Genomic DNA, 17,600 nt, shown 5'->3' with positions numbered 1-17,600 from the left:
AACGTAGTATTCACCCTTAGTAATTCTAAAGATAATACTACGTCTTTATACTTATATATTATGAATTTTTTAAGGTTAAAATAAAGTTTATGACACCTGAATCTATCTAATATTAATTATTAAAAAATTGCAGTTTTATATTATGATTTAAAATTTATATTATGATTTAAAATTTATATTATAATTAATTAGTAGCTACATCACAAAATCCCTCTTCAAAGTCTTCAACATAGCTATCTACATATTCACCAATAATATCTATAAAGTGATATGGTGATACCCTTCCATCGTACAAGATTTTCAAAAGATTATGTATCTTATATCTTTGAGGACTTATACTTTCTAATGCATCCCTTTCAATATTTGTTACAACCCCATCTAATACATCTTGCCTTTCAACTTCAATTCCATAGGATTGAACCTCAGTTTTCTCCCCTTCAATTGAGAATGTAATATTTCCTTTAGTCATCCTATAGGAATATATATGCACTCCGTTTTCTGAAAGTTCGCTTCTACATAAATTTTCAACAATAACCATTTTTGATTACCCCCCAATACTAAATTTACCTACTTTTTATATTACCATGACATTAATGAAAACCTTGTCATAGCTTGTCTTCAATATTCAGAATACTTAATCTATATTTTGACACATTCCATCTTATAAAGGGCTCCCTGACTTTATTAACGAAAGATAGCCTAGGAAATCCTTCGTTTCCTAGGCGAATTTTGTAGAATTATAGAATTATTTGTCGATAAGTTTTTTCTTTAAATTTCATATTGTTATTGCATTTTTTATTTACCTTATCTTATGTTGAATCATTTTTTCTTATTTTCTTTTATCTTCTTGTTGTACATCTTTTATCTTATCTTTTATATCACCATAATATTCTTTGTATTTCACAAATTCATCTTCACTAATTTCATGGCTAGAAAACTTTGCTTCGTTATACATTTTAGTTATATACTTTATCTTTTTCTTTTCTTCTATATGGATTCTTGTAACCTTATAAAGTTGTCTTGGTGTCATATAGGGCTTAAACCAACCTTTTTTAAAGGTTATCTTTTCAAAGTCTTTGTAAATATTTAATATCTTTTCATTTAAGGTTTTGGCTCCTATAATATCCTTTAGCTTATCTTTAACTGTCTTTTTCTTTGCAGGCTTTTCTACAGATATCTTTTCCCTTACTTCAACTATTCCCTCTTCTTTTATAACTTTACTATATCTATATTTTTTTATAACAAAGTATATTAAGTAAATAATGGCTGCAATTATAATAATTTTTATTATATTTTCTACAATGACATAAGACACCTGTTGGTCATTTACTATATCTTTTAATTCCTCTAGTCCATCCTTTTTGTCTGATATTTGTACATTAGGATTTCCTGCATTTCTTTTTAAAAGGTTTTGAATATAATTTACCAAGGCATTTAAAGGAACAGTTATGATATAAACAAAGCCCACCAAAATCTTTTCTGCAATAAATGCTATTAATTTAAGTATGCTAAAGATTATAGTTTTACAAATGTTATATACAAAGTTAGAAGATATCACTATTACAGCTATAAGTATGCCAAAGTTAACCATGTCATCTTCTTTTTTTCTCTTTATATCATATTCAAACTTTCTACCTTCTCTTAAAGTTATTATAGCTATTACTAAAAAAGCAATATAATATCTTAATAAGCTGTTTCCAAATGATTTATCTACTTTTAAATATAATACTAAAGATCCTATTAACATAAAAAGACTGTTTTTAAGATTTTTTAGTATATATTTATAAGAAGAAATACTTTCTGCATCATACCTTGGAAGTGTAAGTACTGTAATTAAGCCTAAAACTGAATAAGGTACAAAGTGTTCCCTTCCATGAAGTAGAAAAAATCCTGCAAAGCTCATAAAAAGTGGAATCAATATTACTACGTATCTATTTACATTCCTATATTCTAAAATTTGCATAATAATCATAATGAAAAAAGCAATTAAAAAGTCTAAATATCCTGGTGTCATCTGTCCAAGGCCATTAGAAATCATAGAATATATTATAAATATAGCTATTATCTTAGAGGTATAAAATAATGTTCTGATATTTTTTTGTAAACTCATAATTACCCCTTCCCCCCATAATATATTTTTTCTATATGATTTAATTCGGGAAGAGATCCTTTTTCTGAAACATCTATAACCTTCATAATGATTCCATATCGTTTAAGTTTAATCATTTCACTTATAATTTCATCATTCATATAAGGTGTTAATATTATATAAATTGAATTTGAATTAAAATAGCTTCCCTTTTCTCTTAAAAATTCACTAAAATCTACCTTAGGAAGCTTGTCTATCCTAGCACAAAACTCTAATATCTCTTTAAAATTATTAATTCCAGGTAATAATTCATTGCTAAAATTTCCAGATGAACTTATCATATTTGCATTTGTCATAACCCCTGTCGGAATACCTTGCTCTATAGTAAAATTAGAGAGAGAAGCCACTATCTTCACAGCCTTTTCTATAGCTTCACCATCAATAGCGCTCCAATAAGGCTTGGCACACTGAACATTTGCAATAAAAACCACTTGTCTTTCTGAGGTGTATTCATATTCCTTTACCACAAGTTTGTTCATCCTAAGGCTAGAATTCCAGTGAATATCCTTCATCCTGTCCCCTCTTACGTATTCCCTAAGGCCCCTTACGTAAACTGGGTCAGAAAATATCCACCTTCTTACTACAGAATCTCCCTGGATACTTTTATTTTCAAACTCTATTTGACTTGCATCCACAACTTTTGGATATACTATTACCTCTAAAAGATCTTCTTGTTCCTCTTCTATATTAAAAATCCCAAACAAATCTCCTAAAGACAAGGTTAAATATTTAAGGTAATAAACTCCCCTTTTATCTATAGTAGAATTATAATACCTCTTTACCCTTTCATGACCTAAAATACTATAGCTACTTGTGTAATAAGTAACATTTGGATTTCTAAAATCTGGTGACGACTGCATTCTTTCAAAGCCTTCTGGATATTGCTCTTTTATATTTAAAAATGCTATAGGCCACCTTCTTTTATTTTCAATCTTTGTAATTACATTAAATTGATCCCCTGGAAAGATACGGGCTTTATCTAAACTTCTTATTACCTCTATATCTTTAAATCCCATGCTCATTGTGTACCTGGAGAAGATATAAAAAGCTATTACAGCTAAGATAAATATAGCGTAACTCTTCATAATATCACCTTAAATTTCTTCTAAAGGTGTATTAATATTATTTAATATATCTCCAATGGCCTCATGAGATTTATCTCCTAAGGTTCGTCCTCCAGCTTTTAATATAATTCTATGGCTTAAAACATCTGGAGCAATAGACTTAACATCTTCTGTTATAACATAGTCCCTACCTTGTATTGCTGCGTAAGCTTGGCAGCCTTTCATAAGTGCTATTGTAGCTCTTGGTGATGCACCAAGTTCAATATCCTTATGTCTACGGGTCTCATTTACTATATCTAATATATATCTTCTTATCTCATCTTTTACTTCAACATACACAAAGTTCTTTTGAAGATATTGTATTTCCTCTAAAGTTACAACTGGCTTTAAATCTTCTAATGGATCCTTTTCTTTATATCTATCTAATATATCAATTTCTTCACTATAAGATGGATATCCCATAGATAATTTCATGAAAAATCTGTCTAACTGGGCCTCTGGTAGTGGAAAGGTTCCAAATTGTTCTATAGGATTTTCTGTAGCAATAACAAAAAACGGCTTGTCTAGTTTTAATGTATTTCCTTCTACAGTTATCTGCCTTTCCTCCATGCACTCAAGTAATGCAGATTGTGTTCTTGGAGTTGCTCTATTAATTTCATCTGCTAATACAAATTGACTTAATAAAGGGCCTTTTTTAAATTCAAATTCCATGGTCTTTTGATTGTAATAATATATTCCTGTAAGGTCTGAAGGCAAAAGGTCTGGAGTGAATTGAATTCTTTTAAAAGAACAGTTTAACGTTTGAGATAAAGCTCTTGCAAGTTTAGTCTTTCCAAGTCCTGGAACGTCTTCTAAAAGAACATGTCCTGAGCATATAAAAGCAACCATTATTCTATCTATTTTGCTCTTCTTACCTACTATAACCTTACCCACATTTTCTAAAACCTTTTCTCTAAATTCAACAAAATTATTAACTTCCATATTCAATAACTAATTATCTAACGGGCCCTTTCATCAAAATATAGACCAATTAAATAAATCCTCCTTCCATATATGTATTTCAAACTGTGATAAGATTATTATATCATAGTGTCATTTGTTTCTTCTATACAAATATTCAAATAAATCTAAATTGTAAATATACTCTGCAAATCCTATAATTATTAAAATTTATATATAAATTTACAAAAAAAATAACATTTTACATGAAAAGTTATCTTTTAGTGTGAAGAATATATTAAATTTAGATTCAATTAAAATTTCAAAATAAAACTCATGTTTTACACTAAGTTTACGAAAATAGTGAAGCAAAACTTCCGACGCTAATAGTAATTAATGTTACTATAATAGCTGACATTAACCCTCCTATAGCAGCGCAAAGCATTGACTTTTTAAAGTCAAGACCTAGTACCGCCGCCACTGCACTACCAGTCCAAAGCCCTGTAGTAGGTAGTGGAATTCCTATAAATATTATAAGCCCTATTTCTTTATATTTCTCAATCTTCCCTGTACCCTTTTGAATTTTATCTTCTATTATTCTATTTAATGGAGCAAAAAACTTATATTTTTTCATCCATTTAAATATAACATTAAAAAGTAATAATATAAAAGGCACCGGAAGTAAACTTCCAAGAAAACTAGCTATCATAGTTGCAACTGGATCTAATCCATATTGAGCAATGCCTATAGGTATTGCCGCTCTTTGCTCTGTAAGGGGTATTGCCGAGAAAATAAAAACCTTAAGTAATTGTGAAAAATTCATAATTTAAACTCCTTGTGATTATATTTTATGTAATTCAATTTACTGTATTAATCATATGTTTTATTAATGCATGATGTGTTCTATAATTACTGTGTGCCTATTGTGGATTCTATGCAATGACTCTATTATAAAGATTATTACCTAAATCATCAAGATATTATTTATTAAATTCTCCTTAAAATTTCATTAAATATTATTAAAATCACCTTAAAACATAATCAAATATCACAATCTCTTAAAAGTGCTTAATTATATTGACCAAATCTATGGTTTCCTTTATAATAGTTCATAGTAGCTAATAACTACTATCGCTTATTTTGTTTTGTTAAAACTTTAATTATACATACATTTACAATTCCCTACAATCTATTATAAGTTATTATAAGTCATTGTAAGTTATTAAAATACCTCAGTTTAAAATCTTATATTATTGCTTAAACTAACAATAGGATCTTTGTGATGACTAAAATCAAAATTTAAGGTATTAGCGCACTAAATCATAGTATATTAAACAATAATATTGATTAGATGATATAATTAATACATACTTTTATAGCATTATTGAAAGGAATGATGAATATGAGATCTTTAGAAATTAAAAAAGATATTTATTGGGTTGGAGCCTTAGATCCAGGACTTAGAGTTTTCGACATAATAATGTATACACCTTATGGAACAACATATAATTCCTATGTAATACGAGGAAATGAAAAGGTTGCTTTACTTGAAACTGTAAAGCTTGAATTTTTTGATCAATACTTAGACAGATTAAAATCCTTAGACATAGATATTCATAAAATAGACTACATTATAGTAGACCATACTGAGCCAGATCACGCAGGTTCCGTTGCAAAGATTCTTGAACTTTCTCCCCATGCCAAAATAGTAGGATCTGCTGCTGCCATAAAATTTTTAGGCAAGATAGCTAATGTACCCTTTGAATCTATAGTGGTAGAAGATGGTTCAACCTTATCCCTTGGCAATAAAACACTACAATTTATAGCTGCACCATTTTTACATTGGCCAGATACAATTTACACCTTTGTACCTGAGGATAAGATATTATTTACTTGTGACTCCTTTGGAACACATTATTGCACTGAAAATGTATTTAATGATCTAATTGAAAATCAAGAACATTATATGGAATCATTAAAATATTACTTTGACTGCATAATGGGACCTTTTAAGCCTTATGTACTTAAAGCTATAGATAAAATAGAAAAATTAGATATAGATACAATTTGTACAGGTCATGGCCCTATATTAAGGGAAAACCCAGGTAAAATAGTAGAACTTTATAAAGAGTGGAGCACACCAAAGCCTAAGGCTGAAATACCAAAGGTAACCATCTCCTATGTATCCGCTTATGGTTATACTAAATCCATGGGTGATAAAATCGCAGAAGGAATAAAATCTAAGGGTAACTTTGAGATAAAATCTTATGACGTAATCAAAAGTAATATGGATGACATCATAAATGATATAACTGAATCTGAGGGTGTACTTTTTGGTTCACCTACTATTAATAGTGAGCTTCTTGAACCTATACGTGATGTGCTAACAAAGCTAAATCCACTAGTTCATGGTGGAAAGGTTGCAGCTGCTTTTGGTTCTTATGGTTGGAGTGGAGAAGCTGTACCTAGTATAGAAAGAAGACTTAAAGAATTAAGAATGAATATTCTAACTCCAGGGCTTAAGGCAAACTTTAAACCTTCTGAAGACGAACTTACAAAAGCCTTTAACTTTGGTGAAGCTTTTGCAGAAAAGTTATTAGAAAAGGGTAAGGTTTCCAACACTCCTGCAGTAAAAAAGAAAACAAGACTTTGGAAATGTGTTATTTGTGGAGAAATATTTGAAGGTGACTTCCCTCCAGAAATATGTCCTGTATGTGGAGCTTCTAAGGATCAATTTGTAGAAGTAATCTCTTCAAATACTAAATTCAAAAAAGAAACTAAGGAAAGGTTTGTTATAATCGGAAATGGAGCTGCTGGATTCTATGCTGCAAAGGCTATAAGAGAAAGAAATCCAAAATGTTCTATAGAAATAGTATCTAAAGAAAAGTCTATGTCTTACTTTAGACCTCAACTTTCAGATTATATAACAACCACTATTCCTGACAAAAACTTTTATATAGCAAAAAGCGATTGGTATGAGGATAATAACATAAAGCAAACCCTTGGGGCATATGTAGATGAAATAATCCCTGACAGCAAGAAAATACTTTTAAATAATGGTACAACTTTAGAATATGATAAATTAATACTAGCCAATGGTAGTTATAACTTTATACCACCTATAAAGGTTGCTTGTGATGAACTTAAGAGTACAATTGGAAATCTAGTTCTAACTTTTGAAAATTATAAAGAAGTAGATGGTCTCTTTACTCTAAAAGAATTGGATGATGCCATAAACATTAAATCCTATATGGAAAAATCTAAAAAAGCTGTTATCATCGGTGGAGGTCTTCTAGGCCTTGAAGCTGCTTGGAATCTAAAACAAAAAGGCTTAGATGTAACTGTTGTAGAATTTAGCACAAGACTCCTTCCAAGACAATTAGACAACGAAGGGGCTGCTTTGTTTAAGAAAATAGCAGATAAATCTGGTATTAATCTATTATTAGGTGAATCTGCTGATGAAATAATTGCAGATATGTGCATGGTACCAATTTCAAATCATGATTTTATTAAAAAGCCTAAGATTGTGGGCTTAAAATTAAAAAGTGGCCTAATCTTAGAAACTGATATGATCTTATTTTCTGTAGGAATAAGACCTAAAAAGTATCTAGCTGAAAAGGCAGGCTTAGCATCTGATAAAGGTGTTAGGGTTAATGATAAGATGGAAACAAATATCAAAGATATTTATGCTGCTGGAGACATTGCAGAATTAAAAGGCACCATCTTTGGCAACTGGCCTGCAGCAATAGAAATGGGTAAAATTGCTGGAGCTAATGCAGCTGGTGATGATGTAGTCTTCAATAGCTTTGTATCCTCCGTTATATTTAACGCTTTAAATGCTAAAATATTCTCTGCAGGATTAATAAATCTTGACGATAACTCATTAGAACAACTAGCTTTTAAAGATTTAGATAAAGGAATTTATAAAAAGCTATTCTTTAAAGAAGATACCTTAGTAGGCGGTCTTCTAATTGGAGATTTATCAAAATCTGCTAAAATTATAGCTGGTATAAAAAATGGTTATACCTTAGAAGAGGTAATTAAAGGTAACCTTCTGTAGATATCTAAAAAAAGATAGTTCCTGTGCATTTCAGGGCTATCTTTTTTTTGTCTTATTGATTTTCATTTTTGGCACATTTGGCATTTTTGTAGGATTACCATGGCACTTATTACATTTGCTATATTTATTGTGCAGTGCCCCCCTATTTAGCCTACCGGTGCCGGTATAAGCAGGTTACCATAGCACTTATTACAATTATTGTGCTACTTCATCCTTCTTTCTGTTTTCTACGAAATGAAAATCTTCTGCTACAACTTCATAAGTATATCTTCTGTTGCCTTCTTTATCTTCATAACTTCCTGTATTAAGTCTTCCACTTATGCTTACAAAACTACCTTTTTGAAGATACTTCATTATAATTTCTGCTCTTTTTCCCCATACGGAAACTGGAACAAAATCTGCCTTATTTTCACCATCTGAATTTTTATAATTTCTATTAACAGCTACAGTGAACTTTGCAACCATCCTTTCCCCTTCTTGTAAAACTTTAATTTCTGGGTCCTTTACGAGCCTACCAACTAATAAAATCTTATTCATATTTACCTCCATATTTCACCTTTATTTTTGTAAACATTTACTTCTATTTATATATAAGATTATTGCCACATTAACAATTCTTATACAATAATTTAACAACATTTGTATAAATTATTATGAATATTTATTAGTTTTTTTTGCATTTTTATTGAATTTTATTAATAGAGATGGTAACATAGGCTTAACTTTATTTTTAAATCTGCATGAATCTTCTGGAAATAGAATCATTTCTAAGCAAAATATACTACTAACTAAATCCTAATATCAGCTATGAAATAATATAAATTTTATGAATTGAGGTGCTCCAATGAAAAAATCAACAAAAGATATCATAATAATAGGTTTTGCACTATTTGCCATGTTTTTTGGTGCAGGTAACCTGATATTCCCACCCTATCTTGGAAACATATTTGGAAGTAATTACATACTTTCTGCTGTAGGTTTTATACTTACAGGGGTAGGACTACCGCTTCTAGGAATTATAGCTTGTACAAAGGTTAATGGTGATTTTGAAAATATAGGACGACCTGTAGGCCCAATTTTCACTAAGATATTTTCTATATCTTTATTTTTGACTATTGGACCTTTGCTTGCAATACCACGAACCGCAGCTACAACTTATGAGCTTGCCATATTTCCTGTATTCCCAAAGGTACCAGCTCTTGCCTTTGTAATATTTTACTTTGCCTTAAATTTAGTCTTTGTACTAAATCCATCGCAAATTATGGATCTTATCGGGAAATATCTAACCCCTATATTATTAATAACTCTATCTATATTAATAGTAAAAGGTATATTCTGGCCTGTATCGCCTATTATAGATACAGGTAAGGCCCTTCCAATTGCTTCAGGCCTTAAAGAAGGATACCAAACCATGGATGCCTTAGCTGCATTGGTTTTTTCTTCTATAGTGTTTAAATCTATTTTAGCTAAAGGCTACGGCGAAGAGAAAGTCATGGGTATGACATTAAAATCGGGAGCCATAGCAATAATAGGACTAGCACTTGTATACTCAGGTTTAATGCATCTTGGTGCACAAACTAGCAGCGTATTTGGTGCTGATGTGTCGAAAACCTTCCTACTCCTAGAAATTTCACAACGTAATCTAGGATCTATAGGAAGTGTATTAATAGGTATAGCAATTGGTGTTGCCTGTTTCACAACTTCAGTAGGCCTCATATCTTCCGGTTCATCCTTTTTTGAAGATCTAACCAATGGAAGACTACCTTATAAGTTTAACGCTGTAGTCATGAGCATTATTGGAGTAATAATAGGATCCTCAGGAGTAGAGCAAATAGTAAAATTTGCAGGTCCTATACTTAATATACTTTATCCTATGGCTATAACTTTAATAATCCTTACACTTATTAAAGGTTTAATTAAAAATAATAATGTATTTAAAGTAACTGTATATACTTCACTACTATTTAGCATATTAAGCACCATTTCTAGTGTGAAATATCTAAACACCTACAACATTAAAACTATTAACCTATTAACTCAATTACCTTTATACGATAGTGGCTTCGTGTGGGTTATACCAACTATAGTAATGTTTATAGTATCCTTTACCCTCCTAAACAACAGCCCCACAAAATCCACCATATTTGCAGATTAAGTTTACACAAGCTGATGTAATAAAATGGATGCACCTCTGGGGTGCATCCATAAACTGTCAGCACCCCAGAGGTGCATCCATTATTTAGGAACACAATAAATAAAGCTTATATGCCTTTAACCAGGCCTTAAGCTTTATTTTTTAGCATTTTATATTTTTTAGTGAATTTAACTGTAATATAAGAATTTATTGATTACTTTGCAAGGTCTCCAAAATCATTTAAATCTTTTATTGATGTAGTTCCATCTGGATTAAACTTATAAAATAACTCTTCAAATTCCGTTGAGCTTATTGGGTAGTAAACTTGCTTTTTTATTAATACTCCTTTTTCCTCCTTTATTGCATGAAAGGATACATCACTTTCTTCTTTCAAATGCTGAGATGCATTATTTTTAATTATTATGTATTTTTCTTCGTTATATCCCTTTGCCTTAAAATATGTACCACAATCTTTTTTCACTATAAACCGTATGAGTGTAAGATCATCTAAACTTTTTATTTCTTTTCTAAATTTCAACATTATCCCTCTTTTCCAAAGCACAAATATAAAAGTAATATATATATATTAACATTAAATTGAGTATAATTAAATAACTAATTCAATTTTTATTTTTAATTTATCTTTTATGTTGTTTTATATTATTATCATACCCGTTAATTACTTCGTTAAATAATTATGACCAATAAATTGTGGTTTATTCACTGGCTGGTCTTACCCATAAAATGGCTGCACCCCAGAGGTGCTGCCATAAATTGGCTGTACCTCTGGGGTGCTTACATTTACTAGGTATTTAGATAGTATATAGCTAGTTGAGTTCTGTCTCTTAGGTCTAACTTTTCTAAAAGCTTTGTTACATAATTTCTCACTGTGCCTTCTCCTAAATAAAGTTTGATTGCAATTTCCTTATTGGACATGCCCTCTCCTATAAGTCTAAGTATATCTATTTCTCTTTCAGTTAGTTCAGCTTCCTTTAAGTGCCGTTGTTTTATATGGGGTTTATGTGAATTCTTATTTATCATTTCAGATAAACTTTTCATAATATCTTTTTCAAATACTGCATTTCCTTTGTTTATGATTTTAATAGTTTCGATTATTGCCTCTGAAGATTGGCTTTTTAAGATATATCCATCTGCTCCGTTTTTTATTGCCTCTTTTATATATTCTTCATCTTTAAAAGTTGTAAGCATTACTATTTTTATATCTTTAAAACTTTGTTTTATGAGCCTTGTACTAATAACACCGTCCATTATAGGCATTCTTATATCCATCATTACTATATTTGGTTTTTTCTCTTTGCATAAGTGGAAGGCTTCTTGTCCATTAACAGCTAATGCAACAACCTGAAATCCAGGTTCATTTTCTAATATTATCTTTAATCCTTCCCTTATAAGTGAATCATCATCTGCAATTAATATATCCATAAAAACACCTACCTTTTTCTTACTTAGTCTTCCTTGGAATTACTAGAACTATTATAAAACCTTCTTCTGATGAAATGGACAATTTTCCTCCTATATTTAAGGTCCTCTCCTTCATACCACTAATACCTAGCCCCTCATTTATAAGTCCACACCCTATGCCGTTATCCTTAATATAAAGGCGTATAAAATTATTATTTGACTCTATTCTTATAACCACCTTTGAGGCCTTTGAATGTTTTGATATATTAGTCAAAGCTTCTTTTAACGTAGATAAAATTATCTGCATTTCATAGGAATTTAAATTATTAAAATCACCTTCTTGCATAAATTCTACCTCACAATACTTAAAACCCTCTACCAACTCTTTAATATACTCTATACCTACATTTTCTTTAGGTTTAATATTATGAACAGTTTCCCTTATTAAATCTAAAGATTCAGCCATAGCCTCTATGGATCCATCTAAAAGGTCTAAGGCCTTTTCCTTATCTTTTATAGCTAAAACTCTACAGGCTCTAAGTTGTATTAAGACACCTGCTATTTTATGACCTAAATTGTCATGAAGTGACCTTGCTATCCTATTTCTTTCCTTAACCTCTGTAAGATACATAATTTCATTAGAATTATTAATGAGCTCTTGTTTACTTCTCTCAAGCTCATATATGTATCTACGTTCCTTATCATAAGTATTATTATAAAGATCCGTCATATATTTAATGTCTTTTCGCTGTTTTCCTATAATAAGACACAATACTACATAAAAGCCAAATACTGCTATATAATTATAACAACCCCTATAATATAAAAATCCTAAGCCTAGAATAATTGCTGTTGTAGGAACTAATGCATCTTTTTCATCCTCTATGGTTAAAATAAGAATTCCCAGTAACAAAGTACCCTTTATATCCTTTAAAATAATTATAATTATGATTATAATTTCTAGAATTTTAGATGTATTATTATTTAAATACTTTTCTCTAATCATATCTACGGACAAAAATACAAGAATTAATAGTACATGCCCTGGGGTTATTTCTCCACCAATTATTATTTCGAAAACATAAAAAAATAATATTATAAGATTAAGCCAAATCTTTTTCATTAGTCCCATCCCTTTAAATTTAATTGATTAATTAAAACTATCCCTTAATCTATCTTTTCATTTCACTAGGCTTCCAGGAACTTAATATTAAAAATACAACTGCAAATAAAAGTAATATAGCTATTTCATAAAACAAATCTCCCATATTATTCCCACTCAATGCCCTTCTGGAAGCCTCCATAGCCCAGGTTGTTGGAATAAATTTTGATATATTAATCAAAATATTTGGCATTACTTCCCTTGGCCAAAAGCAGCCACCAAGCATACAAAAAGGGGTTAAAATCATAGTACCTATAAGTGAAAACTGCCTAGAATTTTTAGATATACTATTTAAAAATATACCTAAGGACACAGAAACTAAACCAAATAACATCATAATAAAATATAATTGTAGAAATTTATAATCTAGATTGATTTTTAATAAAACCTTTAAAAATACCATTAAAATTGTTATTTGAATAAATGCTATTAATATTCCACTCAGTATATTTTGAATCATATAACTTTTACGGCTTAATGGTGCTGAAAATAATCTTTCATCCATATTACCCTTTTTATCCTCAACTATAAAAGAGCACCCCACCGTTCCAAGTGAAAGTATTCCCATTACTAAAAACCCTAGATATTGAAATACCTTTCTACTAGATGCCATACCTTTATCAATGGTTTTATCTAAAAGCTTTAAGTTCCCCTCCTCATAATTCCTCATAGCCTCATAAAACTTCTCTTCACTTCCAATGGTGCTCTGAGCTATATTATTTAATACATTCCCATAGTTCTCTAAAGATATTTTAACAGGTATTTCTACATTCCCACCACTTAAACTATAACTTTTAATTATAGGTTTATTCCCCTTTAATAAGTTCTCTTCATACCCTTTTTCTATATAAATAATATAATCTGACTTTTCATCTATTAACTCTTCCTTTATATCCTCTTGTTTTGTCTCATAAGTTTTAAATTTTGAAAGATTATTTAAATTATCCTTAATCATAGATGAAACCTTGCTATTATCTTCATCAATAACCCCTATGTTAATAGACTGGGATTTAGGGTTTGAAATGTTTAAAAAGACAATAATTAAAATTGGCCAAACTATCATAAAACTTAATGCCATCTTATCTTTTAATATTCGCCTTATATTATTGATTACTATGGTCATATTTTTATCCCCTCTCTATTAATTTCTCTAAGCATACTCTTTCTTCCTTTGAAATATAATTGAAACTAATAAAAATACTATAGAAAATCCCCAAAGTATAAAAATTGCTTCTTTAATATACAAGGTTTTGCCCTTATAAATACTGCTAAATAAAGCTCTTTGTGCTAAATAACTTGGTGAAAGATACATGATTTTAGAATTCAATATGGATGAATCTGGAGCGGTTATCTTAAAATAACCACCAGATAATAACGTAGATATAGGTATTAACATGCTTAGAACCTTATTTGCTAATAATTCATTATGAAATATACTCGTTAAAACCACTCCTAATGTTATGGAAAAGACTATTAGTGTAAAGCATATAAATAAAACAGTCTTCATGTCTTCGCCAAAATTCGCCTTATAAACATATTTAGAAAATCCTATTAAAGCTACCACCTGCAAAAACATTGACATCATTGCTGCTAAGGCCTTACCTATTACCATGTCCCTAGTATTTATAGGTGCTGCTGAAACTCTTTTGCCTATAGGAAGGCTTTTTAGTTCAACTATGAATTGTGTCCCATAACTTGCCCCATAAAGTATAATCATAACCATCATTGTAACAGCATAATAATCAATAGCCCTTGGCATGTTGCCCTCAGTTGCAATGCTCTCATTTTTTATAACATCATACTTTTCAAAGTTTACCTTTTGTGTATCTATATTGCTAATAGCCATATATGAATTAGTATATTCGATGTAACTTTCTATAACGTTTTTAACAAGGGTATAATTAAATGAACCACTATCTATTCCTATTATTTCTATTAAGGTTTCATTATTTTCTTTTAATGTTTTACTATAATCCTGTCCTATATGAACTATAGCGCTTATGCTTTTATTTTCTAGTAGCTTTTGCCCTTCCTCTAAACTGACAATTTTCTTATAGTTTAATATCTCTTTTATTTCTTTATCTTCTAAAAATTCCTCAAAACCTTTGGATACGTCTCCTTTATCTTCATTTATATACCCTATATTTATCTTATCTAAGCTATCTACAGAAAAAACTGACCCTAGGGCTGTACCTAAAATAGAGATTAAAATTATAGGTAAAAGAAGCATGTACATCATTGCCTTTTTGTCTCTTAAGGCTCTTTTTATATCAACTAAAGCTATGGTTATTATATTCATAAAATCCCCTCCTTAATCTCTTATTTTCCTTCCTGTAAGGGTTATAAATACACTTTCTAATGTAGGTTTTTCTATATTTACGCTTAAAATTTCTACTCCTGATTGTTCTATTATTGTAAGTATAGATGAAATACCTACCTCGTTCTTTTCTGAAGTAATATTTAATAGGTTTTCTTCTACCTCACATTCCTTAATTCCCTTAATAGCTTTTATATTATTTACTAAGGTAAAACTTACAGCAGATACTCTTATAATTATCTTTTCTTCTGTATAAACAAAATCTTTCAACTCTTCTTTGCTGCCCTTTGCTATAACTCGACCCTTATCAATTATAGCTACATCATTACAAATGCTCTCCACCTCTTCCATGTAATGAGATGTGTAAATTATAGTAGCACCATTATCCCTTAACCTTTTAATAGAATTTAATATTTGATTTCTAGACTGTGGATCAATACCTACAGTAGGTTCGTCCATAATTACAAGTTTAGGCTTATGTACTATGGCACAAGCGATATTAAGCCTTCTTTGCATACCACCAGAATACTGCTTCACAATTTCATTTTTTCTGCCCTCTATTGCTGTAAATTCAAAAGCAGATTCTACAGCTTCCTTTAAACCTTTTCCCCTAAGTCCGTATAGCCTCCCAAAAAACATTAGATTTTCATAAGCTGTAAGGTCCTCATAAAGTGCTATTTCTTGTGGCACAATTCCTATATTCTTCTTTACATACATCTCATGCTCTTTTATGTCTTTTCCAAATATCTTTATACTTCCACTATCCACTTTAGTTAGTCCAAGCATTGAGTTTATAAGTGTAGTTTTACCTGCCCCATTAGGTCCAAGAAGACCAAATATATCTCCTTCCCTTATATCCAAGCTTAAATTATCAATAGCCAACATATTATCATATCTTTTAATTAAGTTTTCTACCTGCACTATCATAAAAACACATCCCTTCACTTCTTAATCTTATACTATCCTAATTTTATACAAATAAATAGTTACATATATAACAAAAAGGCTATGACAAATGTCACAGCCTTCCCATCTCCATAAAATGGGAGCACCCCAGAGGTGCTGCCATAAATTGGCTGCACCTCTGGGGTGCTGCCACATTTTTACACATCATTGCATGGATATGGGGAACTCTGGTATTCCTGTGGAGTATGGGGCTATTTCATAAAGTGGGAAGTATATTACTATCCCTTCTTTAGTAATGTAAAAACTTGTGTCATCATTTATCCCTTGGAACTTATCTTCAAAATAAACTTCAGGTGTTTTATCCATTGCTTCTTTTATAGCCTTATCCACATGTTCTTTGTAATTAAAATCTTCTTTAAATAAGGATGAAAGTTTTATTCTCTCTCCTGTATCTATATAATAATTAAAATTAATCTTGTAGGTCATGCCATGGGCGCCTCCGGTGTACTCATAATATTCAATTACTATACTTAATATATCGTCACTATTGTATGTTACCGTATAGTCACTTTGTGCTACCTGTATATTAAAATCTTGACCACTTTTATCACACTGCTTTTTATACTCTGCTGCACCTTTTTCTACTTTATTTTTAAATGCCATAGTATAATCTTCTATTTCTTTGTTAATCTTAAGAGCTATGTCCTCTTTTATATCTGGCAACTGTGCTTTTGGCTCTTTTGTTGATTGTCCTTTTAATTGAATCTTAGGAAATTTAATATCTACCTCTACCTTATTATTAGAGTAGTTTAGTTCTTTAGATTCTATCTGTACACCTTTACCTTTAGATGGTGAATTTACAGGAGTATTTTCACAGCCCTCAATACAAATTTTATAAGCATTGCACTGACTTGTAGCCCTCCTATTATCTGCTTTCTCTAACCTGCTCCATGTTTCTTTATCTGATATTTCCCACATTTCTTTGTCTGACCTTTTCCATGTTTCTTTCCATAGTTCTTTCTCTGATTTTTCTGCTAAATCTTCATATAAACTATTACTATTACTATTACTACTGCCTTCTTCAGGGTTGTCTTTTTTTATTTTATCCTTATCCTTCTTTGTATCCATATCATTTTCTATACTCTTTTCTATGCCATTTTCAACTCCGCCTTCCCTACCTATGCCTTCCCTAGAAATCGACTTATTATAAACGAATACCAATAGTCCAACAATCAAAATGATTAATGCTAAAATTTTAGGCTTCTTCTCCATAAAATCACCGTTACATAAAACTTATAAAAAGCTTAGTTTTAATGTAACGCTACCTCCTTTTATAAACTTTATTTTTCCTTAGTTTTGCTATTTTAAATTTTATTTGTTTAAATTAACTTTGCATTTTAAATATTTTTTATCAAAATTAGTTTTCCCGTTTTAAATTCTATTTATC

15 protein-coding genes are annotated in these 17,600 nt (G+C 30.2%); 2 read left to right on the top strand and 13 right to left on the bottom strand.

Annotated features, from left to right (window positions below):
• Window positions 1-184 precede the first annotated feature (184 nt).
• From BD821_RS05140 to BD821_RS05120, 5 genes are all read right to left on the bottom strand, one after another.
• Window positions 185-538 (bottom strand): DUF6514 family protein, encoded by a 354-nt coding sequence (locus BD821_RS05140; RefSeq protein WP_104409602.1) that lies wholly within the window; start codon window positions 536-538, stop codon window positions 185-187.
• Window positions 539-829: 291 nt separating this feature from the next.
• Complete coding sequence (locus BD821_RS05135) at window positions 830-2,110, bottom strand: hypothetical protein (RefSeq protein WP_104409601.1); 1,281 nt, start codon at window positions 2,108-2,110, stop codon at window positions 830-832.
• A 2-nt stretch (window positions 2,111-2,112) separates the two neighbouring features.
• Window positions 2,113-3,234 carry a DUF58 domain-containing protein gene (locus BD821_RS05130; protein ID WP_104409600.1) on the bottom strand — a complete coding sequence of 374 codons (1,122 nt, stop codon included), beginning with the start codon at window positions 3,232-3,234 and terminating at the stop codon, window positions 2,113-2,115.
• A 9-nt stretch (window positions 3,235-3,243) separates the two neighbouring features.
• Entirely contained in the window at window positions 3,244-4,194 is a 951-nt protein-coding gene (locus tag BD821_RS05125) for an AAA family ATPase (RefSeq protein WP_104409599.1), read from the bottom strand.
• Window positions 4,195-4,504: 310 nt separating this feature from the next.
• Window positions 4,505-4,975 carry a COG2426 family protein gene (locus BD821_RS05120; RefSeq protein ID WP_104409598.1) on the bottom strand — a complete coding sequence of 157 codons (471 nt, stop codon included), beginning with the start codon at window positions 4,973-4,975 and terminating at the stop codon, window positions 4,505-4,507.
• A gap of 579 nt (window positions 4,976-5,554) precedes the next feature.
• Here BD821_RS05120 and BD821_RS05115 point away from each other — a divergent pair.
• The gene (locus BD821_RS05115; protein ID WP_104409597.1) at window positions 5,555-8,212 is read left to right on the top strand and encodes an FAD-dependent oxidoreductase; all 2,658 of its coding nucleotides are present in this window, start codon (window positions 5,555-5,557) and stop codon (window positions 8,210-8,212) included.
• Between the two features lie 195 nt (window positions 8,213-8,407).
• Here BD821_RS05115 and BD821_RS05110 read toward each other — a convergent pair whose 3' ends face one another.
• The gene (locus BD821_RS05110) at window positions 8,408-8,749 is read right to left on the bottom strand and encodes a single-stranded DNA-binding protein (RefSeq protein ID WP_029452202.1); all 342 of its coding nucleotides are present in this window, start codon (window positions 8,747-8,749) and stop codon (window positions 8,408-8,410) included.
• Window positions 8,750-9,056: 307 nt separating this feature from the next.
• On the opposite strand from BD821_RS05110, the gene brnQ reads away from it, so the two are divergent.
• Window positions 9,057-10,367 carry a branched-chain amino acid transport system II carrier protein gene (gene brnQ, locus BD821_RS05105; RefSeq protein WP_104409596.1) on the top strand — a complete coding sequence of 437 codons (1,311 nt, stop codon included), beginning with the start codon at window positions 9,057-9,059 and terminating at the stop codon, window positions 10,365-10,367.
• A gap of 193 nt (window positions 10,368-10,560) precedes the next feature.
• On the opposite strand, the gene BD821_RS05100 is transcribed toward brnQ, so the two are convergent.
• From BD821_RS05100 to BD821_RS05070, 7 genes are all read right to left on the bottom strand, one after another.
• Window positions 10,561-10,884 carry a hypothetical protein gene (locus BD821_RS05100; RefSeq protein WP_104409595.1) on the bottom strand — a complete coding sequence of 108 codons (324 nt, stop codon included), beginning with the start codon at window positions 10,882-10,884 and terminating at the stop codon, window positions 10,561-10,563.
• 266 nt (window positions 10,885-11,150) lie between these two features.
• Complete coding sequence (locus BD821_RS05095; protein WP_104409594.1) at window positions 11,151-11,789, bottom strand: response regulator transcription factor; 639 nt, start codon at window positions 11,787-11,789, stop codon at window positions 11,151-11,153.
• A 19-nt stretch (window positions 11,790-11,808) separates the two neighbouring features.
• A complete protein-coding gene (locus BD821_RS05090) occupies window positions 11,809-12,891 on the bottom strand; it encodes a sensor histidine kinase (RefSeq protein ID WP_169994004.1) in 1,083 nt (360 codons plus the stop codon).
• Window positions 12,892-12,940: 49 nt separating this feature from the next.
• Window positions 12,941-14,053, bottom strand: a complete 1,113-nt coding sequence (locus BD821_RS05085; RefSeq protein ID WP_104409592.1) for an ABC transporter permease — start codon at window positions 14,051-14,053, stop codon at window positions 12,941-12,943.
• A gap of 27 nt (window positions 14,054-14,080) precedes the next feature.
• On the bottom strand, window positions 14,081-15,229 hold the full coding sequence (locus tag BD821_RS05080) for an ABC transporter permease (protein WP_104409591.1): 1,149 nt from the start codon (window positions 15,227-15,229) through the stop codon (window positions 14,081-14,083).
• Between the two features lie 12 nt (window positions 15,230-15,241).
• Window positions 15,242-16,174 (bottom strand): ABC transporter ATP-binding protein, encoded by a 933-nt coding sequence (locus BD821_RS05075; protein WP_104409590.1) that lies wholly within the window; start codon window positions 16,172-16,174, stop codon window positions 15,242-15,244.
• A 183-nt stretch (window positions 16,175-16,357) separates the two neighbouring features.
• Complete coding sequence (locus tag BD821_RS05070; RefSeq protein ID WP_104409589.1) at window positions 16,358-17,425, bottom strand: DUF3298 and DUF4163 domain-containing protein; 1,068 nt, start codon at window positions 17,423-17,425, stop codon at window positions 16,358-16,360.
• Window positions 17,426-17,600: the final 175 nt, after the last annotated feature.

Origin of the sequence: Clostridium algidicarnis DSM 15099, from assembly GCF_002934235.1 — a bacterium.
Classification (GTDB): Bacteria; Bacillota; Clostridia; order Clostridiales; family Clostridiaceae; genus Clostridium_L; species Clostridium_L algidicarnis.
The sequence above is the reverse complement of the archived record's forward strand: the minus strand, read 5'-3'. Positions and strand labels throughout refer to the sequence as shown.